General features: G+C 62.9%; 16 protein-coding genes and 1 pseudogene. 6 read left to right on the forward strand and 11 right to left on the reverse strand.

All coding sequences use genetic code 11. The features are described 5' to 3' along the window. Window positions 1–151: 151 nt before the first annotated feature. The gene (locus HNV26_RS25805; RefSeq protein WP_171443620.1) at window positions 152–1,774 is read right to left on the reverse strand and encodes a metallophosphoesterase; all 1,623 of its coding nucleotides are present in this window, start codon (window positions 1,772–1,774) and stop codon (window positions 152–154) included. Window positions 1,775–2,613: 839 nt separating this feature from the next. On the opposite strand from HNV26_RS25805, the gene HNV26_RS25810 reads away from it, so the two are divergent. Together HNV26_RS25810 and HNV26_RS25815 are read left to right on the forward strand one after the other, a co-directional pair. Next, a complete protein-coding gene (locus HNV26_RS25810; RefSeq protein WP_171443619.1) occupies window positions 2,614–2,793 on the forward strand; it encodes a P-II family nitrogen regulator in 180 nt (59 codons plus the stop codon). Then, window positions 2,793–2,954 (forward strand): P-II family nitrogen regulator, encoded by a 162-nt coding sequence (locus HNV26_RS25815; RefSeq protein ID WP_253817035.1) that lies wholly within the window; start codon window positions 2,793–2,795, stop codon window positions 2,952–2,954. Before HNV26_RS25810 ends, HNV26_RS25815 begins: the two co-directional genes overlap by 1 nt. Window positions 2,955–3,183: 229 nt before the next feature. Here HNV26_RS25815 and arsN2 read toward each other — a convergent pair whose 3' ends face one another. From arsN2 to HNV26_RS25845, 6 genes are all read right to left on the reverse strand, one after another. After that, a complete protein-coding gene (arsN2, locus tag HNV26_RS39370) occupies window positions 3,184–3,630 on the reverse strand; it encodes an arsenic resistance N-acetyltransferase ArsN2 (protein WP_171443617.1) in 447 nt (148 codons plus the stop codon). Then, window positions 3,627–4,028 carry an arsenate reductase ArsC gene (locus HNV26_RS25825; RefSeq protein ID WP_171443616.1) on the reverse strand — a complete coding sequence of 134 codons (402 nt, stop codon included), beginning with the start codon at window positions 4,026–4,028 and terminating at the stop codon, window positions 3,627–3,629. The genes arsN2 and HNV26_RS25825 overlap by 4 nt, the downstream gene beginning before the upstream one ends. Beyond that, window positions 4,025–5,143 carry an ACR3 family arsenite efflux transporter gene (arsB, locus tag HNV26_RS25830; RefSeq protein ID WP_171443615.1) on the reverse strand — a complete coding sequence of 373 codons (1,119 nt, stop codon included), beginning with the start codon at window positions 5,141–5,143 and terminating at the stop codon, window positions 4,025–4,027. The genes HNV26_RS25825 and arsB overlap by 4 nt, the downstream gene beginning before the upstream one ends. Before the next feature lie 16 nt (window positions 5,144–5,159). Next, on the reverse strand, window positions 5,160–5,525 hold the full coding sequence (locus HNV26_RS25835) for an ArsR/SmtB family transcription factor (protein ID WP_095957823.1): 366 nt from the start codon (window positions 5,523–5,525) through the stop codon (window positions 5,160–5,162). A gap of 1,401 nt (window positions 5,526–6,926) precedes the next feature. Next, entirely contained in the window at window positions 6,927–8,090 is a 1,164-nt protein-coding gene (locus HNV26_RS25840) for a PIN-like domain-containing protein (RefSeq protein ID WP_171443614.1), read from the reverse strand. Window positions 8,091–8,319: 229 nt separating this feature from the next. Further along, window positions 8,320–9,783 carry an RES family NAD+ phosphorylase gene (locus HNV26_RS25845; protein WP_171443613.1) on the reverse strand — a complete coding sequence of 488 codons (1,464 nt, stop codon included), beginning with the start codon at window positions 9,781–9,783 and terminating at the stop codon, window positions 8,320–8,322. Window positions 9,784–10,539: 756 nt separating this feature from the next. On the opposite strand from HNV26_RS25845, the gene HNV26_RS25850 reads away from it, so the two are divergent. After that, window positions 10,540–11,670 carry a hypothetical protein gene (locus HNV26_RS25850; protein WP_171443612.1) on the forward strand — a complete coding sequence of 377 codons (1,131 nt, stop codon included), beginning with the start codon at window positions 10,540–10,542 and terminating at the stop codon, window positions 11,668–11,670. A 138-nt stretch (window positions 11,671–11,808) separates the two neighbouring features. On the opposite strand, the pseudogene HNV26_RS25855 reads toward HNV26_RS25850, so the two are convergent. Next, window positions 11,809–12,528: pseudogene (locus HNV26_RS25855) on the reverse strand (hypothetical protein); the annotation flags it as partial. A gap of 884 nt (window positions 12,529–13,412) precedes the next feature. Between HNV26_RS25855 and HNV26_RS25860 the strand changes: the two are divergent. The 3 genes from HNV26_RS25860 (at window position 13,413) to HNV26_RS25870 (ending at window position 15,456) form a co-directional block, all read left to right on the forward strand. Further along, window positions 13,413–13,871 (forward strand): hypothetical protein, encoded by a 459-nt coding sequence (locus HNV26_RS25860; protein WP_171443611.1) that lies wholly within the window; start codon window positions 13,413–13,415, stop codon window positions 13,869–13,871. Window positions 13,872–14,080: 209 nt separating this feature from the next. Continuing rightward, window positions 14,081–15,043: a hypothetical protein gene (locus tag HNV26_RS25865; protein ID WP_171443610.1), complete on the forward strand. Its 963-nt coding sequence runs from the start codon at window positions 14,081–14,083 to the stop codon at window positions 15,041–15,043. Between the two features lie 2 nt (window positions 15,044–15,045). Beyond that, the gene (locus HNV26_RS25870) at window positions 15,046–15,456 is read left to right on the forward strand and encodes a hypothetical protein (RefSeq protein ID WP_171443609.1); all 411 of its coding nucleotides are present in this window, start codon (window positions 15,046–15,048) and stop codon (window positions 15,454–15,456) included. A gap of 284 nt (window positions 15,457–15,740) precedes the next feature. Here HNV26_RS25870 and HNV26_RS25875 read toward each other — a convergent pair whose 3' ends face one another. The 3 genes from HNV26_RS25875 to HNV26_RS25885 all read right to left on the reverse strand — a co-directional run bounded on the left by HNV26_RS25875 (window position 15,741) and on the right by HNV26_RS25885 (window position 19,189). Continuing rightward, a complete protein-coding gene (locus HNV26_RS25875) occupies window positions 15,741–16,097 on the reverse strand; it encodes a hypothetical protein (protein ID WP_171443608.1) in 357 nt (118 codons plus the stop codon). Window positions 16,098–16,250: 153 nt separating this feature from the next. Then, entirely contained in the window at window positions 16,251–17,237 is a 987-nt protein-coding gene (locus HNV26_RS25880; protein WP_366816964.1) for a DUF2381 family protein, read from the reverse strand. Between the two features lie 41 nt (window positions 17,238–17,278). After that, window positions 17,279–19,189 (reverse strand): serine/threonine-protein kinase, encoded by a 1,911-nt coding sequence (locus HNV26_RS25885; RefSeq protein WP_171443606.1) that lies wholly within the window; start codon window positions 19,187–19,189, stop codon window positions 17,279–17,281. Between the last annotated feature and the right edge of the window lie 71 nt (window positions 19,190–19,260).

The raw sequence follows: 19,260 nt of genomic DNA on the forward strand, positions 1-19,260 counted from the left end.
TGAGCCTAGGTCTCGTGGGCTAAGAGCTATGTATAAGAGGCAGGCCCCCCCACCAGCCGCCGAAGGAGGAGCCGCGTAGACGACGTGTCGCGACCACGCGGGTGAAGCGCTCGAGGCCCGCATGGCCGCAGCCGCCAGACGCTGCTCGCCATCAGGGGCGGCGCTGGCGGCGGGTTCGACGGCGGAGCAGCATGCCCAGCCCCGCCAGCACACCCAACATGAGAGATGAGCCGCCCACGTTGCACCCGGCGGCATCATCCGCCGCGGAGGGCTCTTCGGGGCGCGAGGGAAGAGATGGCCCGGAACCGGGCCGCTCCGGCGGAGTCGGGCTCGTTGGAGGCGATTCCTCGAGAGGTGCCACCATGACCGTCAGTCTCCGTGTCACCACCTGCTCGCCGCGCCGGGCCTCGACCTCGACGACATGCGCGCCCGGCGCGGCGAAGCGCTCACGCACCTGCGTACCGGAAAGGACGCGACCATCCGCAAATCTCCAGGAGACCTGGGCATCGAGCGGCTCCACCGAGGCAGCCAGCAGCACGTCCAGTGGCGCGACGCCTCGACTTGGCTCGGCCTGCGCATTCAGCTCCAGGCCCACTTCGGGCGCGACAGGTTTCGTGAGGGAGAAGCTGTCGATGACCTGCCCCGAGGGGGTGACCATCTGTGCCGAGAGTCGCTCACCTTGGACCCTCACCTCCAGGAAACCATTGTTCTCCGCATCCCGGACGACGCTCCACTTCGGCTGCTCCCGGGTGAATGGCCTGAGGCTCGCGCCGCCACTACCGACGACCAGGTAGGTAATGCCCGCTTCTCCGGCAGCGGCCTCCGCGTCTCCCTTCATGGGCCGCGTCCGCTCGTAGTCATGCTCGTGCCCGGTGAAGACCAGATCCACACCGCCCGCCTCCAGAATGGGGGCAACCCGCTTTCGCAGCGACTCGACAGAGCCATACTTGCCACTCGACCACAGGGGATAATGGAAGTAGGCAATTTTCCATGCGGCGCTGCTGGCAGCGAGGTCCTGCTTGAGCCAGTCGAGCTGCTCAGTGCGAGTGCACCGGTCGGCGGAGGTAATTTCGAGCAGGCAGGTCGAATCGAGGGCCACGAAATGCACGGGGCCCCAGTCGAAGGAGTAGTAGCGCTCGGTGCCCTTGGGGTTGTTCGACGGAAGGTAGAGGTTGTCTAGGTAGGGCTGCCCCTGGTTCGTCACGTACTCATGATTGCCGAGGGAAGCGAAGAGCGGAACCTCGGACAGGAGGGTCCCCATAGGGCGCAGGAAGTTGGACTCGAACTCGGCGTCGGTACCGGAGTCGTAGATGTTGTCGCCAACGCTGACGATGAACTCGGGACGCCGGGCCTGAATAGAGCGAGCCACGGCCTTCTGGTCCGAACTCCCCGTTCCAAAGTCGCCGAGGACTCCGAAGTGAACGTCACGAGCATGGGGGGCAGGCGCGGTACGAAGCCGACCAGACATCCCCAGCGGGACACCGCAACCCACGACTTCATAGGTGTACTCGGTCCCCGGCTGAAGCCCCATGAGCTGGATGCCATGCTGACGCGAGGACGCATCCGAGGATGCGGTCGCAGAGAACGCACCGCCCTCGCCATATCGCACTTGGGCGGGGCATGAAGTATCGAGGCGAAACGCGACGACCGCGCTCGTGGGCGTCACCGACTGAAGATACGGACCTCGCGTCACCGTAGCGGCGCTCGCGGCTCCCGCGACAAGGGCTGAAGATAATACCCCCACCACCACTCGAAACCATGGACTACCGCGCATGCCGCCCCCCTGTGACTCGCAGCCGACTCACTCCACCAGGGAACAGGTTCACCCAGCGCTGAATTGCAGCTTGGGGGCGAGAAGCAGGGGGGCGCACGAGCGCTCCCTGACGGGTCCTCCCTGATTGACTCCCCAGGATTGTCGTCTCGGGAAGCAGCCTGCCGTGTTTCTTGGAATTCACGCCTGTGTGCGGAGCCTGCGACAACGTGCCGCATCGCGGCTTCCCCTTCGACTGCATATGACCTGCGCCACCGGGTGCACGGGAGAAGCGGTGATGCGCTCCTGCGTCGAGCGTGTTGCTCCCCGCAGTCGTCGCATTCACGCGGGCGATGCAGTCCTTGGAGTCAACCAGCCATGCCCTCCTTACATTCAGGTCAGGCCCGGCGGCGGCGTCTTACAACCACCCTCGCGATGTTGCTGTCCTTTCCTGGCCCTGCGCTCGCGCAGTCGATTCCCGTCGGGCAGGGGAAGCGGCCCGAACCCTCGCCCCTCGCCCCCACCTCCGCACTAGAGCCAGAGACGCCGCAAGGCCCGGACGAGAGCGCAGCGCAGGCGCAGGGCTCCTTAGAGCAGGCTCCCGCCGAACCGGAACCTCCGGAGCGATCCACGGTCGTCACCGCCACCCGCGGAATGCCTGTCGGGAGTTCTCCACTGGCGTCGAGCGTATTGGTTGGAAGGGACCTCGCCGCCAGCCCCACCCGCTCGGCGGATGACGTCCTGCGAGTCCTCCCCACCGTCTACACCTGGTTCGACCGCGGCACCCCCAAGGTTGTCTCCGTCCCTCCAGAACAGTCCCCTGCGCCCACCGGACACTCCCCCATCGCCGAAGAAGGTGCTGCGTGAAGGAAATCAAGGCCATCATCCAGCCCTTCAAAGTCAGTAAAGTCACCGATGCGCTAGAAGCCATCCCCGGCGTGGGTGGCATTACCGCGCTGGACGTACGCGGCTTCGGCCACCAGCGCGGGCACAACGGCATGGAGGCTCGCGCACGCGACAACTACCTTGACGCTCACCGGTGATGCTGCTTCTCGTCGTCCCGGATGCACTCGTGAACACAGTGCTCACCACCATTCAGCAACATGCCCACACCGGCAACATCGGGGACGGCAAGGTGTTCGTCTCCCCCATCGAGGACGCACTCCATCTGCGGACCGGCCAGCGGGGTGACGTGGTGCTTTGAGCCTGCGTCTCGCAGCATGTAAAAGAGAAGCGTTGGAGCCCGCCCCGGCCATTCAGTGCCGGCGGCGGGGCACTGGGCTTCGCCAGTGTGCCTACCCAAAAAGTCGATCGCCGCGTCATGGGTGCGTTCAGGCCACATTGGGCAACGCGTCAATGCGAGTGAGCGAGGCGCGCGGAGGCATCATCAGCTCGGTGCGTCCGCTGAGGCGACAACTTCCCTTATACAGGGGCTAAGGCTGGCGCTCCACAATGCAGCGCATCACGACCGCGCTCGCGGGACATGCTCCACGGAGTTCCTCGGACGCATGCAGTTGTGTCGGTAGGGCGGCACGGTCGATGCGAACAAAACCGAAGCGCGGGAAGTAGTCCGCTGCAGTCGTGGTGAGTAGAAACAGCGCTTCCAGTCCATCCGCGCGAGCTCGCTCCACGAGCCGCTGGACCAACTCTGCCCCCACGCCTTTCCCCTTCTGGCCCTCGCTCACGACAACGGAGCGCAGAAGGGCGCTCGTCCCGTACAGCTCCAACCCTGCTGCAGCCACGAGCGCGCCTTCGCGCTCTGCGACTACGAACTGAGGCAGGTGGTCAGCCACCCCTTGTAGGGGCAGGCCTGCGGCAGAGAGGAGTGCTTCAACTGCGCCGAGGTCGGCGGGACGGGCGGTCCGAAGGGTGAGCATCATCGCCCCCACTGCTCGGTGGCCAGGAGCTCGACAACCCGGGCACGCACGTCGTCGCGAATCTCGCGCACGCGCTCCACCGACTTGCCCTTCGGGTCCTCCAGAGGCCAGTCACCGCGCTTCAGCCCAGGCACGTACGGGCAGGCTTCGCCACAGCCCATGGTGATGAGCCACTGAGCGCCCTGGGCCAGTTCATCCGTGAGGCGCTGAGGCTTGGCGCCCGATAGGTCGATGCCGACCTCCGCCATTGCGGCCTGCACTTCAGGGTGAACACGTGCTCCCGGCTGGGTGCCAGCAGACACGGCACGCGCCTTTGTTGGGTCCGACAGGGCGTTGAAGAAGGCCGCCGCCATCTGCGAGCGACCAGCGTTGTGGACACACGCGAAGATGACGGTGTTCATCGTGTCGACTCCTGCGAGGACGCATCGAACCGCCTCGGCATGACGGCGCCTGCCGCAGTTGGAAAGAGACGGCGCTTAAGCCAGAGAGACAGGTAGACGAGAGCAATGAGTGCGGGCACCTCAATGAGCGGCCCGACCACGCCGGCAAGAGCTTCGCCCGAGGCCATGCCGAACACGCCCACTGCTACGGCGATGGCCAGCTCGAAGTTGTTGCCCGCCGCCGTGAAGGACAGTGACGCCGTCTCCTCGTAGGAGAAGCCCAGCTTCCGAGAGAGGAAGAAGGCGCTGGTGAACATGATGCCGAAGTAGACGACCAACGGGAGGGAGATGCGCACCACGTCCAGCGGCAGGCGGGTAATCTTCTCTCCTTGCATCGCGAACATGAGGACGATGGTGTAGAGCAGACCAATGAGCGCCGTCGGCCCCAAGCGAGGCAGAAAGCGCTGCTCGTACCAGGCCTCCCCCTTGAGTCGAGTGAGTCCGATGCGCGTCAGCGCGCCAGCCAAGAGGGGCACGCCCAAGAAGATGAGTACGCTCTTGGCGATGCTCCACATGGACACGTCGAACGCCGCCACATCCGCGCCAAGCCAGCCCGGGATGACGGTGAGGAAGAGCCAACCGAGTACCGAGTAGAAGAGAATCTGGAAGACGGAGTTGAGCGCCACCAGCACGGCAGCCACCTCATTGCTCCCGCACGCGAGCATGTTCCAGATGAGGACCATGGCGATGCACCGGGCGAGGCCGATGAGCACGAGGCCATTGCGGTAGTGCGGAAGGTCTGGAAGGAAGAGCCAGGCCAGGGCAAACATCAAGACTGGTCCCACAACCCAGTTGAGCACGAGGGACGTGGTGAAGAGCTTGCCCCGCGCGCGCAACCGGCCCAACTCGCCGTAGCGAACCTTCGCGAGCACCGGGTACATCATCCACAAGAGGCCGATGGCAATGGGCAGGGACACGGTGTCCAACTTCACCGTGTCCAGGCGCGCGCCCAGGTCCGGGAAAGCCCTGCCCAGGCCGATGCCCAGGCCCATGGCGGCGAAGATCCACACCGGCAGAAACCGGTCAATGACGGGGAGCTTCTTGACGATGCTGTCCGGAGCAGAAGTAGCGGGCATGAGAAAGCTCTCGGGGTTACTTGCAGGCGTTGGGACCGAGGGATTTGAGGAGGCGCTCGACGTCTTCGCCGAGGGCGTCCCGTTTCGCGAAGGCCGCCACGAGCGCCTCGAGTTGGGCCTTGCACACCTCTTCCATCTGCGGGGCAAGGCGGTAGTACACCCAGCTTCCGTCCCGGCGAGCCTCGACGACGCCTGCGTTCTTCAGCACTCCGAGTTGGCGGGAAGTGTTGGACTGGGTCAGCCCGAGGGCGGATTCAAAGTGGCAAACGCACAGCTCGCCATGGCTGAGGAGCGCGACGATGCGTAGACGGGTCTCGTCCCCCAGCGCTTTGAAGAGGCGGGAGGCGGAGCGAACATCTAGAGAAGTAGCAGCGACCGGCATGACGACATCACAATATTCAAATATCGTGTTGCGCGCTACCTCTTTGGTCTCTGCACCCTTACGGTGATGCCCGGCAGCAGCGGGCCAAGAGGGGACTACCCACCAACCGAAGGCTCACGCCCCTACCCCTGCACCGACAGCCCAGCGGCCCTAGCCACCTCTTGGGGATGACGAGCAGGACGCCGTCCCGCGGTTACGCTGGACGGCGAGGAACACCGCCGACGCCCAACCTGGCCAAAATGTATCTTGAGCGACCCATGGCCTCGCGCTTGCGGCAGCGGCACCTAGGCGCGTCAAGCTCGCCCCCGTGGAGGCTGTGGCCGGGATGGGCCACCTGGGCAGGGCTCCGTCCCTAAGCCTGCGCGTACCTCGAAGGCATGCGACTTTCACCCACCTCGTCGAGTCCCCCTCAAGCCCATGCGCACCGCATCGCCACGTACTCTTCGTGAAGCGGGCGCCGAGAGGCTCAAGACCTGGACGGGAGGTCACCCACCGTGTAGTTTGCGGACATTCATTCGGCCCCCGATTGAAGGGCTTGCCCAGCCTCCTCTTTGAAACCGCTGGATATCACTCGGTTTTCGGCCCTCAGAGAGTTTGAGTCCTCTCAGAGAAAAGCCGAGAACGGGTTCGCAGAAGCCTTCATTCGGGGAGCTGAACGAAGGGCCCTACCAACCGGTAGGGCCCTTTTGTTTTACATGCGCCTCGCGATGAAAATCGCGGGGCCTTCGTGCTTAAGCCCCTGAATCACAAGGGATTTTGGCTCGCGGTGCTGAAGCGGGCCCTCTCGGCTCTCCACCCCGCAGAGCATGATGCCCCCTCTTCTCCGCCACCGATTGGGCTCTCTGGAGCGCTCTTACCCCTGTTTTGGGGAGAGAGAGGCCGAGAGCGGTTAACAGTTTTGTTAACCACGGCGGGCAGCCGATTCTGACAATCCAGGGCTTTCGATGTCGTACCTTCCAGGGTTACGTCCTTTCCCTCTTTCAGAATGCCGAAATGGGCCACCTGTTAACCGAGAGAGCGAAAAAAGGCTCGCCGTTACTCGGTATTCTCGAATTCGTCGCGCGGCGCAGACTCTCCGAGACGGCTCCCAGATTGTCTCGTCCGCGCTTCTCGAACCAGTACAGCCCGCTGCTCCCACCTTTCTGCTCATGCCGGTTCGGGTCATCTGGAATGGGAAGACAGTGAGCCTCCCCGGGTGATGCTCAAACCCCATCCCCCCGGTAAAGCGCATCGCCGCAGTGGCGGAAGCCCCGGTACCCGATTTGGTCCGGTAGGCGCTCGGCGAGGACGCCCTCGTGGGCCTGACGGCAAGGAAATAGAGTCCGAGCCCCCGAGCCAAGACTCACGGCAGTTCGGCTATATCGACGCGCGCTCCATCATTGACGTCGTGCGCCAGTAGCTTCAGATAAAGAACTCACAGAACACGACGGACCAGTGGACCTTCTTTGCGTCAGGGTCGCTCAGCTTCATCTGCTCGGTCGCCCAGGCCACGAAGGCATCCTGGTCAACCTCTGAGGGGCTGTAGTGCCAGTAGCAAACACCTTTGATAGCCTCACTGACAGCTTCTGGATTACTCAAAAACCATTGCAAGGCCATTTCAGTCGGGTCTCGCGCAAGGTCGACCAGCAGGGCATGGGCCAAATGGCGGAACTGCTGCGCACGGTACGAATTGAGCTGAACGGACGAGAGAATACCGACCAGTGAATCGATGGACAGGATATGAAATTGCCTACTGCCTGTGTGGTGCTCGAACTCGGCGATCAATTCTGGCTTGGGGAGCTTTAGCCTCCGCGCCTGCTCGTTACTCCCGGAGACTGTCTTCCCGTTCGCCAGAATGACAGTGGATGGCGTATAGGCCCAATCAGTCTTCCGGTCGTTCGTAATTAGGACCGCGCTCCGGGCGCTACGAGAGGCGCAGGCCGCAAGAAGTTCATTCCAGATGATTAGGTCCCCGCTGGCATTGGTTTCCTTACCGCCATCCTTGTAGCCAGGAGCAAGCCGGCTTGAATAACGCTCGCGCGCTTGGCCTGCAGCGTGCTCCGCCAATGCGTGGAGGGGGCTCTGGAGACTGGTCCTGGCAATCAGGTGTTCCATGAAGAGGACACGCTCACGGCGGCGACTTCCGTCGGACTTTGTCAGATGTGACGCAACCTTTTCGATGTGACTCATGGAGTCTTCAAGCTTTTGCAGGCACTCATCCCGACTTCCATGTCCGAGCTGCGCGGCGTACTCCTCGCTGAGCACAAGGTGAGCGGCCCTGGCAAGCTCCGCCAAGCTTACTTGGAGCTGCCTGCCGATGCTCTTGTGAGGAAGGAAGAACGCGGAGTCGTCTTGCAGCAGGTGATAATTGTACTCGTGAACGGTCCACGCCGGGATGGCCAGACGCCTGTTGCTCACGAGGTGTTCGAGCCATGCCGCGAACTCCTGATATGCGGAAGCGTTCAGCCGGAAGATCCAGGCAATGACGTTCGTGTCAATGAAGACGAGCGTGCCGTGGTCCTGAAGGGCGTTAGCAATCACCCGTTGATGCACATCGAGGTCAACAGACGACTGGACGGCAAGCATTCACGCCTCGTGGGATGGATGACCGAGACTGGAGACAAGGAGCGCCTCGATGAGAGCCTCCCAAGCGCCAGAGCGCGGTGCTGAAGAACTTTGTCGGCCTGCGGCCACCGCAGCGGCAAGCCAGGGGACGCCTCAATGGAGATGCGCGCCGCCACTACCAGACGATGGTCCTCATCACATCTATCCGCCTTTGGCTCTAGCTTGCGGACACGCCCAGCGGCAAGCTCCTTCAAAAGGGATCATCCGGCTCGTCTTCCCGAGGCGGAAAGACGTGATGGCTGACTGGATACTCATCCGAACTGACCTGAATCGCCGTTATCCGGTGAACCACCAAGGTAGTTGTATCGAGGCGAAGGGCTGGCACACGAACGTCGCCCTGCCTTCGGACAGGAGGCCAGATGTCCAAGTAAGCCCCGGCACTAGGAGGCTCTGCAGGGGCGGGCTTCGGCGGCGTCACGAAGATAGTGTAGTCCGGTTCTGGCCCGTCCTCCGAATTACTCTGGAGCGACACGTCGACCTTGGAGCCGTCCGGCAAATCCGAAGGCTGCACCCGTGCGGCTTTGTGGAACAGGACCATGTTGAGTTGCCCTGAACTCGCCTGCGCCGAGGGGTATATGATCCCGTCGATGGCAGGTGCATCCATGGAGGCAAGATAGTCCGCAATAACTTGCGTCGGCAGGTATTCGACAGCCTCATCACCAGGCATGATCGGCATCGTAATACGTCGACTCAGGTGCTCCAGGAACATGGCATGTTTGAGCTTACGAACGAACTCAGGATCGAAGTAACTGCCCGTGACATAGATGCCGCGCAAAACAGTCAAATCCAATAGAACAAGCGAACGAAGCAGGGAGAATTTACCGACGACAACCTGACTGCCTACAGGTGGTCGGACCTCCGCCAATGCAGTCGCCGGCGTGTTCGTCCCATAGAACACGGAGATGCCTCGAGAGTTCATCCGCAAGCCCAGCGCAAAAGCGAATGGCGGAGGGCCCAGGTCTTTCTCTGGCTGGCGAAGAGCCGCCTCAAGCTTTTCGTCGGATTGAAAGACGCGCGCGCGAAAGAGCGCATCAATGGGCTTTCCAGGACCGATTTCTACTAGGGCGGGACGGCCATCGCGGTCGCGCAGCCCATCAATGCCGTGAAACGTTGCCGCCAGGATTTTCTCGGCCGAGCGACTGAAGTACCTGGCCTCAGTCTTCAGGCTCCTCTCGAAGTCGTCCCATTCTATCTGGAGTTCTGCATCGCTCAACCGAGCAGGCTCGTAGTGTGCCTCGGAGTCGAACGGCGGTTCCTCCCACCCCTCGTCCGGGTCGTGACTGGAGGTGCGTTCGTCGAGAATGGCACGAACATCCTCGGCCGGCTCCTCCTCGATTTCCGCCGCCTCAGCGATGACGTCCACCACGGGAACCCCATGGCGATTCCATTCGTAACTGGATTCGCGGTCCTTCAACATCATGTATTCAAAGCCGTCCGGCTCTGTCGATGTACGGCGAAAGTGGCTCTCGAACGCCAACTCGACGCGGTTGGCCAAATCGTCAATCGCCTCTGTGGGCCCTTCGTCCTCACAGTAGGAGCAGGTCGCAATCTCCGCCCGGGCCTCGATGGCGGCTTTGAGATACGGCTCACCAATGCAGTCCGCGCAGATGCGCTTCGTTCCTACGCTGTCATCAGGTGTCTTGCTGTCGGTCATGTTCTTTGAACCGACGATACATAGTGTCATATCTACACTTAGTCAAGGGTGCCGCGCCGCCTCCGGCCTCGACCCAAGTCTCCGCCAGGCGACGACAGGCCGCAACACGACCCAGAGGACCTCGGTGGAGCCCCATGGGCTCTGGCGTGGTCTATCTTCGACCGACGCCATAACCTGCCATATCCCGCTTCCCCTGCGCGCGCTCCTGCGCATGGAGTTCACGACCCTCCTTGAGATGTTGTCCGCCAGGGATCTTCGATGCGCGGGGCACCACACGCTCGCTGAGCGGCGAGAACCGCTACCCGCCACATGCCACCAACAGCGAGCCCCTCCATCGTCCCGCAAAGCAGGTGCTAGTGCGAGACCTGGAACCGGTGCCATCGACCACAAGCCACACACAGACCCACCCCAGATACCGGCGTAGGTGCGAAACTAGAGGTACGTCGTCTCGACCAGCACCAGCAGTTCGCAGCCCAAGCACGAGCCGTCCTTGCAGCCAGCTCCGAAGCGCTCAATGGCCAAGAGCGAGCAGCCTGACCTTATTCTCTAGTATAGATATTATCCCATCAGATACGAATTCCCTCCAGGCGCGTCTCAACTAGCAGGGGAAGTCGTCTGGCACGAGATATGCTTGGATTCCCTAGGCCAATCATTCGGTCTACGAATCCAGCGATACACAGAGAAGCTGGCGCCAATGTGCGCGTAGCGCAGCAACTCCCCAGTTCCAAATCAAGCTACCCAGCCACCAGAGGCTCTATGCGCTTCACCTACAAGCTGCAGTGCGAACTGCCGTTTACGCTGTGCCTGCCCAATGAAACATTTCACGTTGCCCTGGGAGACGGTCCCACATTCAGCCTAGGCGTCAACAACGAGACATACTCCTTGAGATTCATCTCAAACGGAAAAATGTCGACAGCATTCGCATCTCGAGAAATGCTCCTCGCAAACTTCCCAGACCTGCAAACACACGATTTCTCAGAGAAAATGCGCACCGTCGTGTTCCACGAGGAGCACGAAGATATTGATGAGGCATCACTTCCAGCTCTCGACAACCTTGTTGAGTGTATGGAAGAAGATCTGGTCAAGCAAGGCGCACGTTATGATGCCCCCACAGCGCTCGCCGCCGATGCCAAGCAGCGACTAGCCGATCTCTCCGGCCCCGAACTGACCGAATTCAAACTACGCCATCAGCAGCTTTTCCACGCACGACCAAAGCGACTACCACTAGCGAGCGACTTTCTTCGCGCAACGAACCGGCTCATTCGCCACTACATGGTTGAGGTTGACGACCCGTTCGTAGAAGAGATTGGACTGGGCCACCTGGCACTAACCACAATGCTAGGAATCTTCATTGAGTTCAGCGTAGACGGGCTGGTCCTCGAAAGTGCACCATTTGTTGACAAGGTCCCCTTAGTCCTGAAGCGCCCATGGCGGCCGATCACTCTTGAGAACACCCTTTCGATTCACAAAGGAGTCGGGGCGCCTGCGTCCCCCGATTTCGCAAGGGTACTCCTGCGGCGTGCTGAAAATCTCGTTGAGCGAACCGCCTATCGCAATGCGATTGCCGAGGCGGCGGCGGCGCTTGAGATCGTTGTCGCCAAGTCGATTCAGCGTGCGATGGCGTCCCAAGGAAAGAGTCAGTCTGAAATCGATACCGAACTCGACAGCACCAAATTCGACTTCCAGAAGCGCGCCAAGACTCAATTGAAGAACTGGCGCGGCAAGGGAGCTTCCGACCTCGACCCATCGCTTTGGACACAGATTGTCAGCGACCGAAGAAACCATCGAAACGCCATAGTCCATTCAGACCGAGAACCCTCGGAGACAGACGCCAGGGACGTGGTTGCTCGATTTCGGCGAATGGCAGAACTGATTCTTGCTCTCTAACCTTCGTGCGTCGTGAGCAGGAGCCGGTTCGGCGCACCATGACGCGAAGAGGCGATATGAGCACATCTCGTTCTGTCGCCTAATACGACATGCGCGCCAGCCAATACCACCTGGCGCGCAGCGAGGAGCATCTCCAAGTCAGGCTCGGTACCGCTCTGCCTCCTTGAAGTACTGAGTGAGCGAGTAGTCCAGCAGCGACTGGCGGGACTGCATGTACCGGCGGGCCCGGAGGAAGGGCAGCCAGACGCGCTTCCCAACGCGCACCTGGGACTCCTCCATCTTCGCCCGCAGCCTCCACGTCCCGCCCAACCGCCGCACCAGCACGTCCCCTAGGTAGGCTCCGAGCGCCGGTGCGGTGTGTCCATCAATGAGTTGCCGCTCGTACCGTTCGGGGAAGTCTTCCCTCCAGAAGAAGAAGTCGAGGTCCGTGAGAGACTCGGCCGTCTCGTCCATGATGGAGGGCACCTTGGTGTGCAGTGCTGCCACGAGACCTTCGGACAAGTCTCCGTAGGATTCGAGGACGCGCTCCGGATTCGCCACGTCTGACGGATGGGCGACTGGGAGCTATTCCTCTGGAACCGGAGGCCGGAAGGCGTTGAGCTCGGCAATCTTCCGTTGCCGCTCGCTGATGGCGAACTCGTCCGGCAGCCGCGAAAGGAACGGCGCCACGTCTGGATGGAAGCGCGGCTTGATGGGGACGAGTGAGGCGCTGCGCTCTCTCAGCGTGCGCAGCACGGTCTCGAAGTCGAGATCCGGCCACAGGTGGATATAGGCCCGGGCCTGGAACACCCGCGCCTCCTCACTTGCGAAGTCGGCGGCGGTGGGCCGCAGCACCAGGAGGACGGAGCCATTGGGGAGTGTCCTTCAAGATTCTCCAGCTCTTAAGGTGAGGGGAACCGCGAACTCACGGTGAGGGCGGCCAATGACGGGAGTCTCTACGTGGCACACCCGTCCTCGTCTGCGGATGGCACCGCGCCCTCCTCCAAGAGGAACACCCCAAGGGCACGTATCCTGCTGTGGCAGGCAGCGTCGAGCCGGGCTTGCGCAGGACTCCCCCAGCGCAGCTCTGGCCGGAGGAGTTCTCCATGGCCTTCGGACGCCCAACGCCCGCCTTCTTCCGCATCTTCGTCCCGATACTGGTCGCCGCAGCTGTCCTGCATTGCGGCCCCACCGAAGAAGACCCGGCTGATGGACGCATACCCCCATCCACCTCGCGTGATGGGGGATCCATCGAGGGCGACGGCGGGACGCCCCCCGTGGACGCCGGCAGCATCTGCACTCCGAGCTGCCTTGGCAGGCAATGCGGTCCCGACGGCTGCGGTGGGGAGTGTGGAACCTGCAGGTCAGGGGCGGTGTGCGACGCGAACGCGCAGTGCGCGGCCACCTGCACTCCGACCTGCTCTGGGAAGACGTGCGGCAGCGATGGCTGCGGGGGGAGCTGCGGTACGTGCAGCTCCGGCGAAGCATGCGCAGGCGGCCGGTGCGTGTGCGTTCCAAAGTGCGACGGACGCCAGTGCGGACCGGACGGGTGCGGTGGCAGTTGTGGCACCTGTCGCACGGGCACTACGTGCAGTGCCTCCGGCGCCTGTGTCTGCGTGCCCCAGTGCCAGGGCAAGGTGTGCGGCTCGAACGGGTGCGGCGGGACGTGCGGCACCTGCCCGGCCAACTCCACGTGCAACGCAGGCGGGGAGAGCTGCGCCTGCGCTGAGGGGTACGTCCCCAACCAGGCCGGGACGAGCTGCGTGCGTATCGGCGGCTCGTGCCAGGGCATCAACCAGTACGGGTACTGCACCGGTGATACCTGGGTGAGGTGTGATTCGCAGGAGGGCGTCGTAGCCCTCAACTGCGGCCCGGGGCAGTGCAGACGAATCGCCGCCGACGGCAGCGGGGCGTGCCGGTGCGGCAGCATCGACGCAAATGGCGTCTGCGGGTCCGCCACGGGCGCCAGCGTAGCCAATCCGCGGGTCCACTTCACGTGCGCGACGAGCGCCGACGTTCTCATCGCGTCGAACTGCGCCACTGAGACCAACTCCTCCGCTGGGTTCTGTTCCACCTTCGTGACGGCTTTCGGCCACCAGACGAGCTGCTTCTGCAACACGTGCTCCGTGCCCAACGCCGCGGGCCAGTGCCGGTCGCTGTGCAGCAATCCGAGCGACTGCCGGTACTTCGCCACTGGCAACTTTCACACCTGCGGCTTCTGACGCGCGGCCAGGCGGTCGCCCCCTTCACATCACAACCCTCGCGGCCCAGCTCGCAGCAGGCGCGCTGGCCGAGATGAGGTGTCATCCCCCTCTCACCACCAGGACCACCAATGGAATCCATCACGTCACGCAGCACGGCCCTCCCAGGGCTTGAGCCCGAGCCACCGGAGGATGACAGGGGCGCGGCTCGCCCACGCGGAGCAGTCGCCATGAAGGCGGGCAACATCATCGAGTCCTTCGGCAGCCGCGCCCTGAGCCCACAAGAACCTGCAGTTAAATCCGCAGGTACGACACTCGTCCTCGCCAGCGTGCAGCCGGGAGCCGTCGCGACGACTGAACGCACACCCTCCGCGGAGCTCAAGGCCCACGGTGCCGGGGAGAAGTCCGCGACAAAGGGCCTCCTGAGCCGCATCGGCTCCGCCGTAACCGGAGGGCTCCGGCGGGTGGGAGACGCCGTCGGTGGCCTCGTGACAGGAACGAAGGACGCTGTCGTGGGACTCGTCCGCAATGGCGTGGAGGCTGCGCAGACGCTTGCCAGCGGCCTGGGGCAGGTGTTCACCGGGCGCTTTCGGGAGGGTTTCGGCGAGCTCGCACGCGGTCTGGTGCAGGTGGTCCAGACGCCGGTCGACGCGGTGCTCATGGTGGGCGGCCGGGCCATCAGCGCCGTCCAGACGCTTCTGGGCGTGGAACCGGTCCGGCGTGGGCTAACGGCAGAGGAGGAGGCCGCCCTCCGACAGGTGTACGGCGACTCCCTCGACTACAGCCGAATCTCCATCAAGGAAGGCAATGCAGGACTACTGACGATGTCAGGTAGGCCGTTCGTGCATGGGGACACAATCTACATCCCGTCGCGGCACATTCCACTTCGGATGGACACCCTCGTCCACGAGGCCGCCCACGTGTGGCAGCACCAGCATGGCGGCACTGACTATGCAAGCGAGGCCCTCTTCGCGCAGTTCTTCGGCGACGGCTACAACCTCGGCAAGGCCCTCCGGGAGGGGAAGTCCTGGAGTCAGCTCAACCCGGAGCAACAAGGCGAGTTGCTGGAACAGGGGTACCGCGCGGGCTTCTTCGAGTCGCCGCCGAAGCGCCTCTACGTCGATGGGGTGGACTACACCGCCCAGCTTGAGGCGGCTCTGCGCGAGGTCCGAGCCGGACGAGGAGCGCCGTAGCCATGCACCATCACTGGCTCCGGCGGCTCGTGGTGGCAGTCCTCCTTGCCACGCTGGTGGGCGCCTGCGAGCCGCCGCTCATCGTGGAGTTTGCATCTGCCGCAGAACGGATTCCCGCTCCCGCTTTCGTCATCCGGGAGCCGTCCCAACCTGGGGACGTACCTCGGTACGACTCCATCAGCGTCATGGACGTTGACGGCACAAGCATGTGGGCCATTCGCACGTTGCCACCACGCACAGGGCCGTTCCCGGCGCACGTCAACTACGGCGTCCTCCCCTACGGCTTCGAGGAACTACAGCCACCAAAGCCGCTGGCACGCGGACGCACCTACCACATTGCAGTTGCTGGCGAAGGGCGCGGAGGCTTTCGATTTCGCGTCAGCAACGACGGGGCAGTCAGCGAAGCCAAGTGACACCGGCTCCGGCGTGCGGGCCTGATTCTGGGCTCCAGCCGCAGAGCAGTGGGGCGCTATCGCACACTCGTGCCTCTGGCGGAGCCTGAATCTGGGCTGCGGCAGCAGTTCTACTTGGTGAAGGGGAAGGATGACGTCCAGCGCTATGCCCTCCTCGGGCGCAGTGGCCAGGGCGTTGAAGAAGCAGCATCTGCAGCGGGCCCATCACCCGACGCGTACCCGGCCTGGCACAGCGTCACCGCACTGCCGCCGATGTACGCTTTTTCGAGTCGCGCTCCGATCGACTACTCCTCCGAAATCCATACTTCGGCGTTGCATTCAACGGCAGTATTCAGCAACTCAAGAACCGCCGCATGCACTTCGAGACATTGAGGAGAAAGCCCGGCGGTGCGTATCCTCCTCCACTGCCCCAGAACGTGGACTAAATCAGGCACCTTCCACGGAGCACCATCGTACCAGCCCTCGTGCAAATGATATGGCAGGGCCAATCCAGTCCATTGACCGCTCTCTAGTTCAATTCGCTCAACAATCGCATCAAAGTAACCATCCCAAATTCGGAGAACCTGTTCCGGCACGCCGACGCCATTCACAACAAATCGAATTTCAGGCTCACCCTCAAATCCCACATAGAAATCTTTCATCTAATTCCCCGTTCAAGGTGCTGGCCAACGGCCCGCTTTCAGCAACGGCCCCCACTCTGCCTCCGCATCCCCCTGCTGATTGGCCTTCACCGCGCGAGACACCGTAAGATCCAGAAAAATTACGACAACGCTCTGGCCTGCCAGAATTCGAGGTTAATGCTCGCCCGAACGAGCATTTTCAGACTGCTCCGGGAATATTACGTTTCCCAATGTAACGGTGCGGTGACCATCCGCCTCCCAGAGCTTGAGCGTAAAGCTCCCTTGGAAGCGTTCTGATGCAGCTTCGGCTTCCACCACGACTCGCTGCCCCCTTGAGTCTGGGGACACGGGGCCGGACTGCCACACCTGAAGTACCTTCAATTCCTCGTTAGCTTTGCCCCGTAGAGTCGCCCCGGTCGCATTCCAGGGCTGAGCGGCCCCTGCCGCATCAAACTCAACCACCACTGCGACCCGCCGCGATGTTCGATACGCATAGACCCAACGAGCGACCGGCGAGACTCCAGGGGATTGACTGACCAAACGGCCCAAGTCGTGAAAGTCAACTCCTCGCTTATCCAACACCGCTGTCGAGATGAGCCCCGTCAATCCACCAGGAGCGTTTCGCTCAGCACGTAGACGCTCATTCTCCTCTCTGCACTGCTGGGCCTCCACGCGCGCCTGCCGAGCCTCCTCTTGGTACGTTTCAACGCCCCTCTTGTGACGATACACCTCGACGAGCGCTTCCGATCGTGCGGGGTGTGCGACCAACACGAATGTTGCGGTCGCAGGTGCCGCTCCATCCTGGAAGCCTACGGTCAACCTAAACCGCTCTCCTGCGGAGATTCCCTCGGAGGGTACAAAACGCAACGTGCTCTGTCCGGCATCCAGAACGGAGAAGCGCTCGCGTCCCTGCAGTTCCACCGCTTCGCGGCTCAACTCTGAGTCAAAGATAAAAACCGTGGATAGCCCAGGGCTCACCGCGACCTCAGCGACCGATTGGGCGTCCTCCGGAGCCAATTCGACGCGGCGAACGCCCAGTGCCCCAGGAGAAGAGGCCTGCTGCGCCCGAGCTGTCCCCTCACTTACGAGAAGAAAGAGGAAAAGAACGGTCGACACTGAATGTTGCACGCGCTCAATACTCCAGGGCAGGACCGGCGGCACTAGCCCCTGTGACCAACGGGCAGTTGCTGGTGAGAATCATGTCACTCGAACTCACGTACCGCCCTCAAGGTAACGGTGGACCAGACGCGAACCTCACTGGAGCCCGCCCCGCCAGACTCAATCTCCAGCCCACGCCTCCCTGACGTATCCTGCAGTTCCAAGCACACAGGGAAGGTCCCATTGCTCGTGCGGGCCCGAGTCAGCCGGCCATAGAGGCGATCCCCCACAATGAGTCGTCCAGACAGAAAGGTTCTACCGTCCAACAAACGGACCTGAGCAGAGCCCTCCTTTACCGTTATGACTTTAGGAGGCCCCTTGAGGGGGAAGGTCGCAGTCTCCTCATCCCCAATGCTCATGCCCAGCTTCTTCATGCCCTCAGCGGCCCCATCCGGGCACACCTCGGGCTCGGGCGGCGAGCGCAGCTGCGGCCCGGAGCACGCGAGTGCCGTGCAGACAGCGGCGGCCGTCACCACCTTGCGGATGCTTCCCGCGCCCTTCCTTGGAGACTGCGATGCGGAGGGCACACTCTCAGTCTTCTTCATCGTCACGTTGGCCACTGTGGCAGAAACCTCGGGGAGCGCCGCTGGAGAAGCGGCGGCCGCAGGGGTTGCCTCCTGCCCGGCGGGAGCTGCGGCGTGGCCAGCTTGAGGTTTCTTTGTATATGCCGCTACTTCCTGACGCAGTGGTTCGAACTGCCCTCCGCTTGGTGCCGCCTCCCTCTTCCCCCAGAGAAGCACCGCCACTACGACAACGCCCAGAAGGCCCGCCCCGACGCGCATCCACCGCCAATGTGCGAGGTCCTGAGGCTGTGGGCGTCCTCGCAGGTCGTCCCACTGCGCCACCTCCTGGAACTCCGAGGCCACCTCGCCGGGACCTTCATCGCGAGGCAGGGGAAGAACATCGATGCCAACCTCTGCAACGTCTCCGGACACCGCCACGGAGATAATGGACTCGGGCCGCTTGCCGCGACGGGGCCGGTGCAACGGGTCCTTCATCCACCTTGCCACTTCGCCGAGGTCTCCCTCCGTTGTGGCGGTGTCGGGGCCGTACGTGTCGCACAGAGGGACGTCCCACGCCTCCTCGGCTCCGGCCAGTGCGGCGTCGAGCGCCGCGCACAGCGCCCCCGCATTTTGGAAACGCGACGTGGCGTCCTTTTCTAAGAGACGCAGGCATACGTCGCTCAGGGACTGCGGCACCCGCTCGTTCATCTCTCTCGGAGGCACCGGCGTGTCGGAGATGACAGCGTTGATGAAGGCCTGGTCATCCTCCGCCTCGAAGGGCACCCTCGCAGTGAGCAGGTGGTAGAGGACTACCCCCAACGCCCACAAGTCATCCGCCGGACCGGGAATGTAGCGGGCCCCACGCACCCCGGAATGCTCTTCGAGGAAGAGCCATGCCTCGGGCGGCCTGTACTCAGGCGTTCCAGGAGGCAGCACGGAAAGTGTGACTCCGGGAGCGCCCTCATAGTCGCCCACTCCGTAGTCCACCAGCACCGCCAAGCCGTCGGAGGCGCGAACCATGACGTTGGCCTCCTTCACGTCCCGGTGCACGACACCGGCCTCGTGGGTGGCCGCCAGCGCCCGTGCCACGTCCAGCACCACCTTCAGCACTTGGCGCGCGGAGGGATTCTCCTCCTTCGCCCACACGTCCAACTGCCGCCCTTCCACGTACTCCATGGCGATGACAGCAAAGTCCGGCGCCGCCGAGGGCCAGTAGCCGAAGGCGCGAATGCCGACGACGTTGGGGTGCCGTAGGCGCAGGAGAATTGAAACCTCTCTCTCTACGCGACCGCGCGCCCGCGGCAAGTGAAGCAGCTTCAACGCGGCGGCCTGGCCCTCGCACGTGGCGCGGTACACGGTGCCGAAGCCACCGCGTCCCAACTGCCATTCCACCGTGTAGCCCACCACCACATCCCCGGGGGACAACACGGCCGGGGGCCCGTCGTCCCTCATGACGCCTCCCACCCAGGCATTGCGGACTGAAGGACTTCACCTTGCCGCATGCGGCGTCTCCCTCCCGGCAG

The organism is Myxococcus xanthus, assembly GCF_013116825.1.
Taxonomy (GTDB): Bacteria; Myxococcota; Myxococcia; order Myxococcales; family Myxococcaceae; genus Myxococcus; species Myxococcus xanthus_B.

What these genes read in the sequence shown, in the direction of transcription:
- HNV26_RS25865 (WP_171443610.1), top strand. Translation starts at nt 14,081, where the DNA reads ATGAAGGCGGGCAACATCATCGAGTCCTTCGGCAGCCGCGCCCTGAGC.
- HNV26_RS25805 (WP_171443620.1), bottom strand. Translation starts at nt 1,774, where the DNA reads ATGCGCGGTAGTCCATGGTTTCGAGTGGTGGTGGGGGTATTATCTTCA.
- HNV26_RS25850 (WP_171443612.1), top strand. Translation starts at nt 10,540, where the DNA reads ATGCGCTTCACCTACAAGCTGCAGTGCGAACTGCCGTTTACGCTGTGC.
- HNV26_RS25840 (WP_171443614.1), bottom strand. Translation starts at nt 8,090, where the DNA reads ATGCTTGCCGTCCAGTCGTCTGTTGACCTCGATGTGCATCAACGGGTG.
- HNV26_RS25875 (WP_171443608.1), bottom strand. Translation starts at nt 16,097, where the DNA reads ATGAAAGATTTCTATGTGGGATTTGAGGGTGAGCCTGAAATTCGATTT.
- HNV26_RS25835 (WP_095957823.1), bottom strand. Translation starts at nt 5,525, where the DNA reads ATGCCGGTCGCTGCTACTTCTCTAGATGTTCGCTCCGCCTCCCGCCTC.
- HNV26_RS25870 (WP_171443609.1), top strand. Translation starts at nt 15,046, where the DNA reads ATGCACCATCACTGGCTCCGGCGGCTCGTGGTGGCAGTCCTCCTTGCC.
- HNV26_RS25815 (WP_253817035.1), top strand. Translation starts at nt 2,793, where the DNA reads ATGCTGCTTCTCGTCGTCCCGGATGCACTCGTGAACACAGTGCTCACC.
- HNV26_RS25885 (WP_171443606.1), bottom strand. Translation starts at nt 19,189, where the DNA reads ATGAGGGACGACGGGCCCCCGGCCGTGTTGTCCCCCGGGGATGTGGTG.
- arsN2 (WP_171443617.1), bottom strand. Translation starts at nt 3,630, where the DNA reads ATGATGCTCACCCTTCGGACCGCCCGTCCCGCCGACCTCGGCGCAGTT.
- arsB (WP_171443615.1), bottom strand. Translation starts at nt 5,143, where the DNA reads ATGCCCGCTACTTCTGCTCCGGACAGCATCGTCAAGAAGCTCCCCGTC.
- HNV26_RS25845 (WP_171443613.1), bottom strand. Translation starts at nt 9,783, where the DNA reads ATGACCGACAGCAAGACACCTGATGACAGCGTAGGAACGAAGCGCATC.
- HNV26_RS25825 (WP_171443616.1), bottom strand. Translation starts at nt 4,028, where the DNA reads ATGAACACCGTCATCTTCGCGTGTGTCCACAACGCTGGTCGCTCGCAG.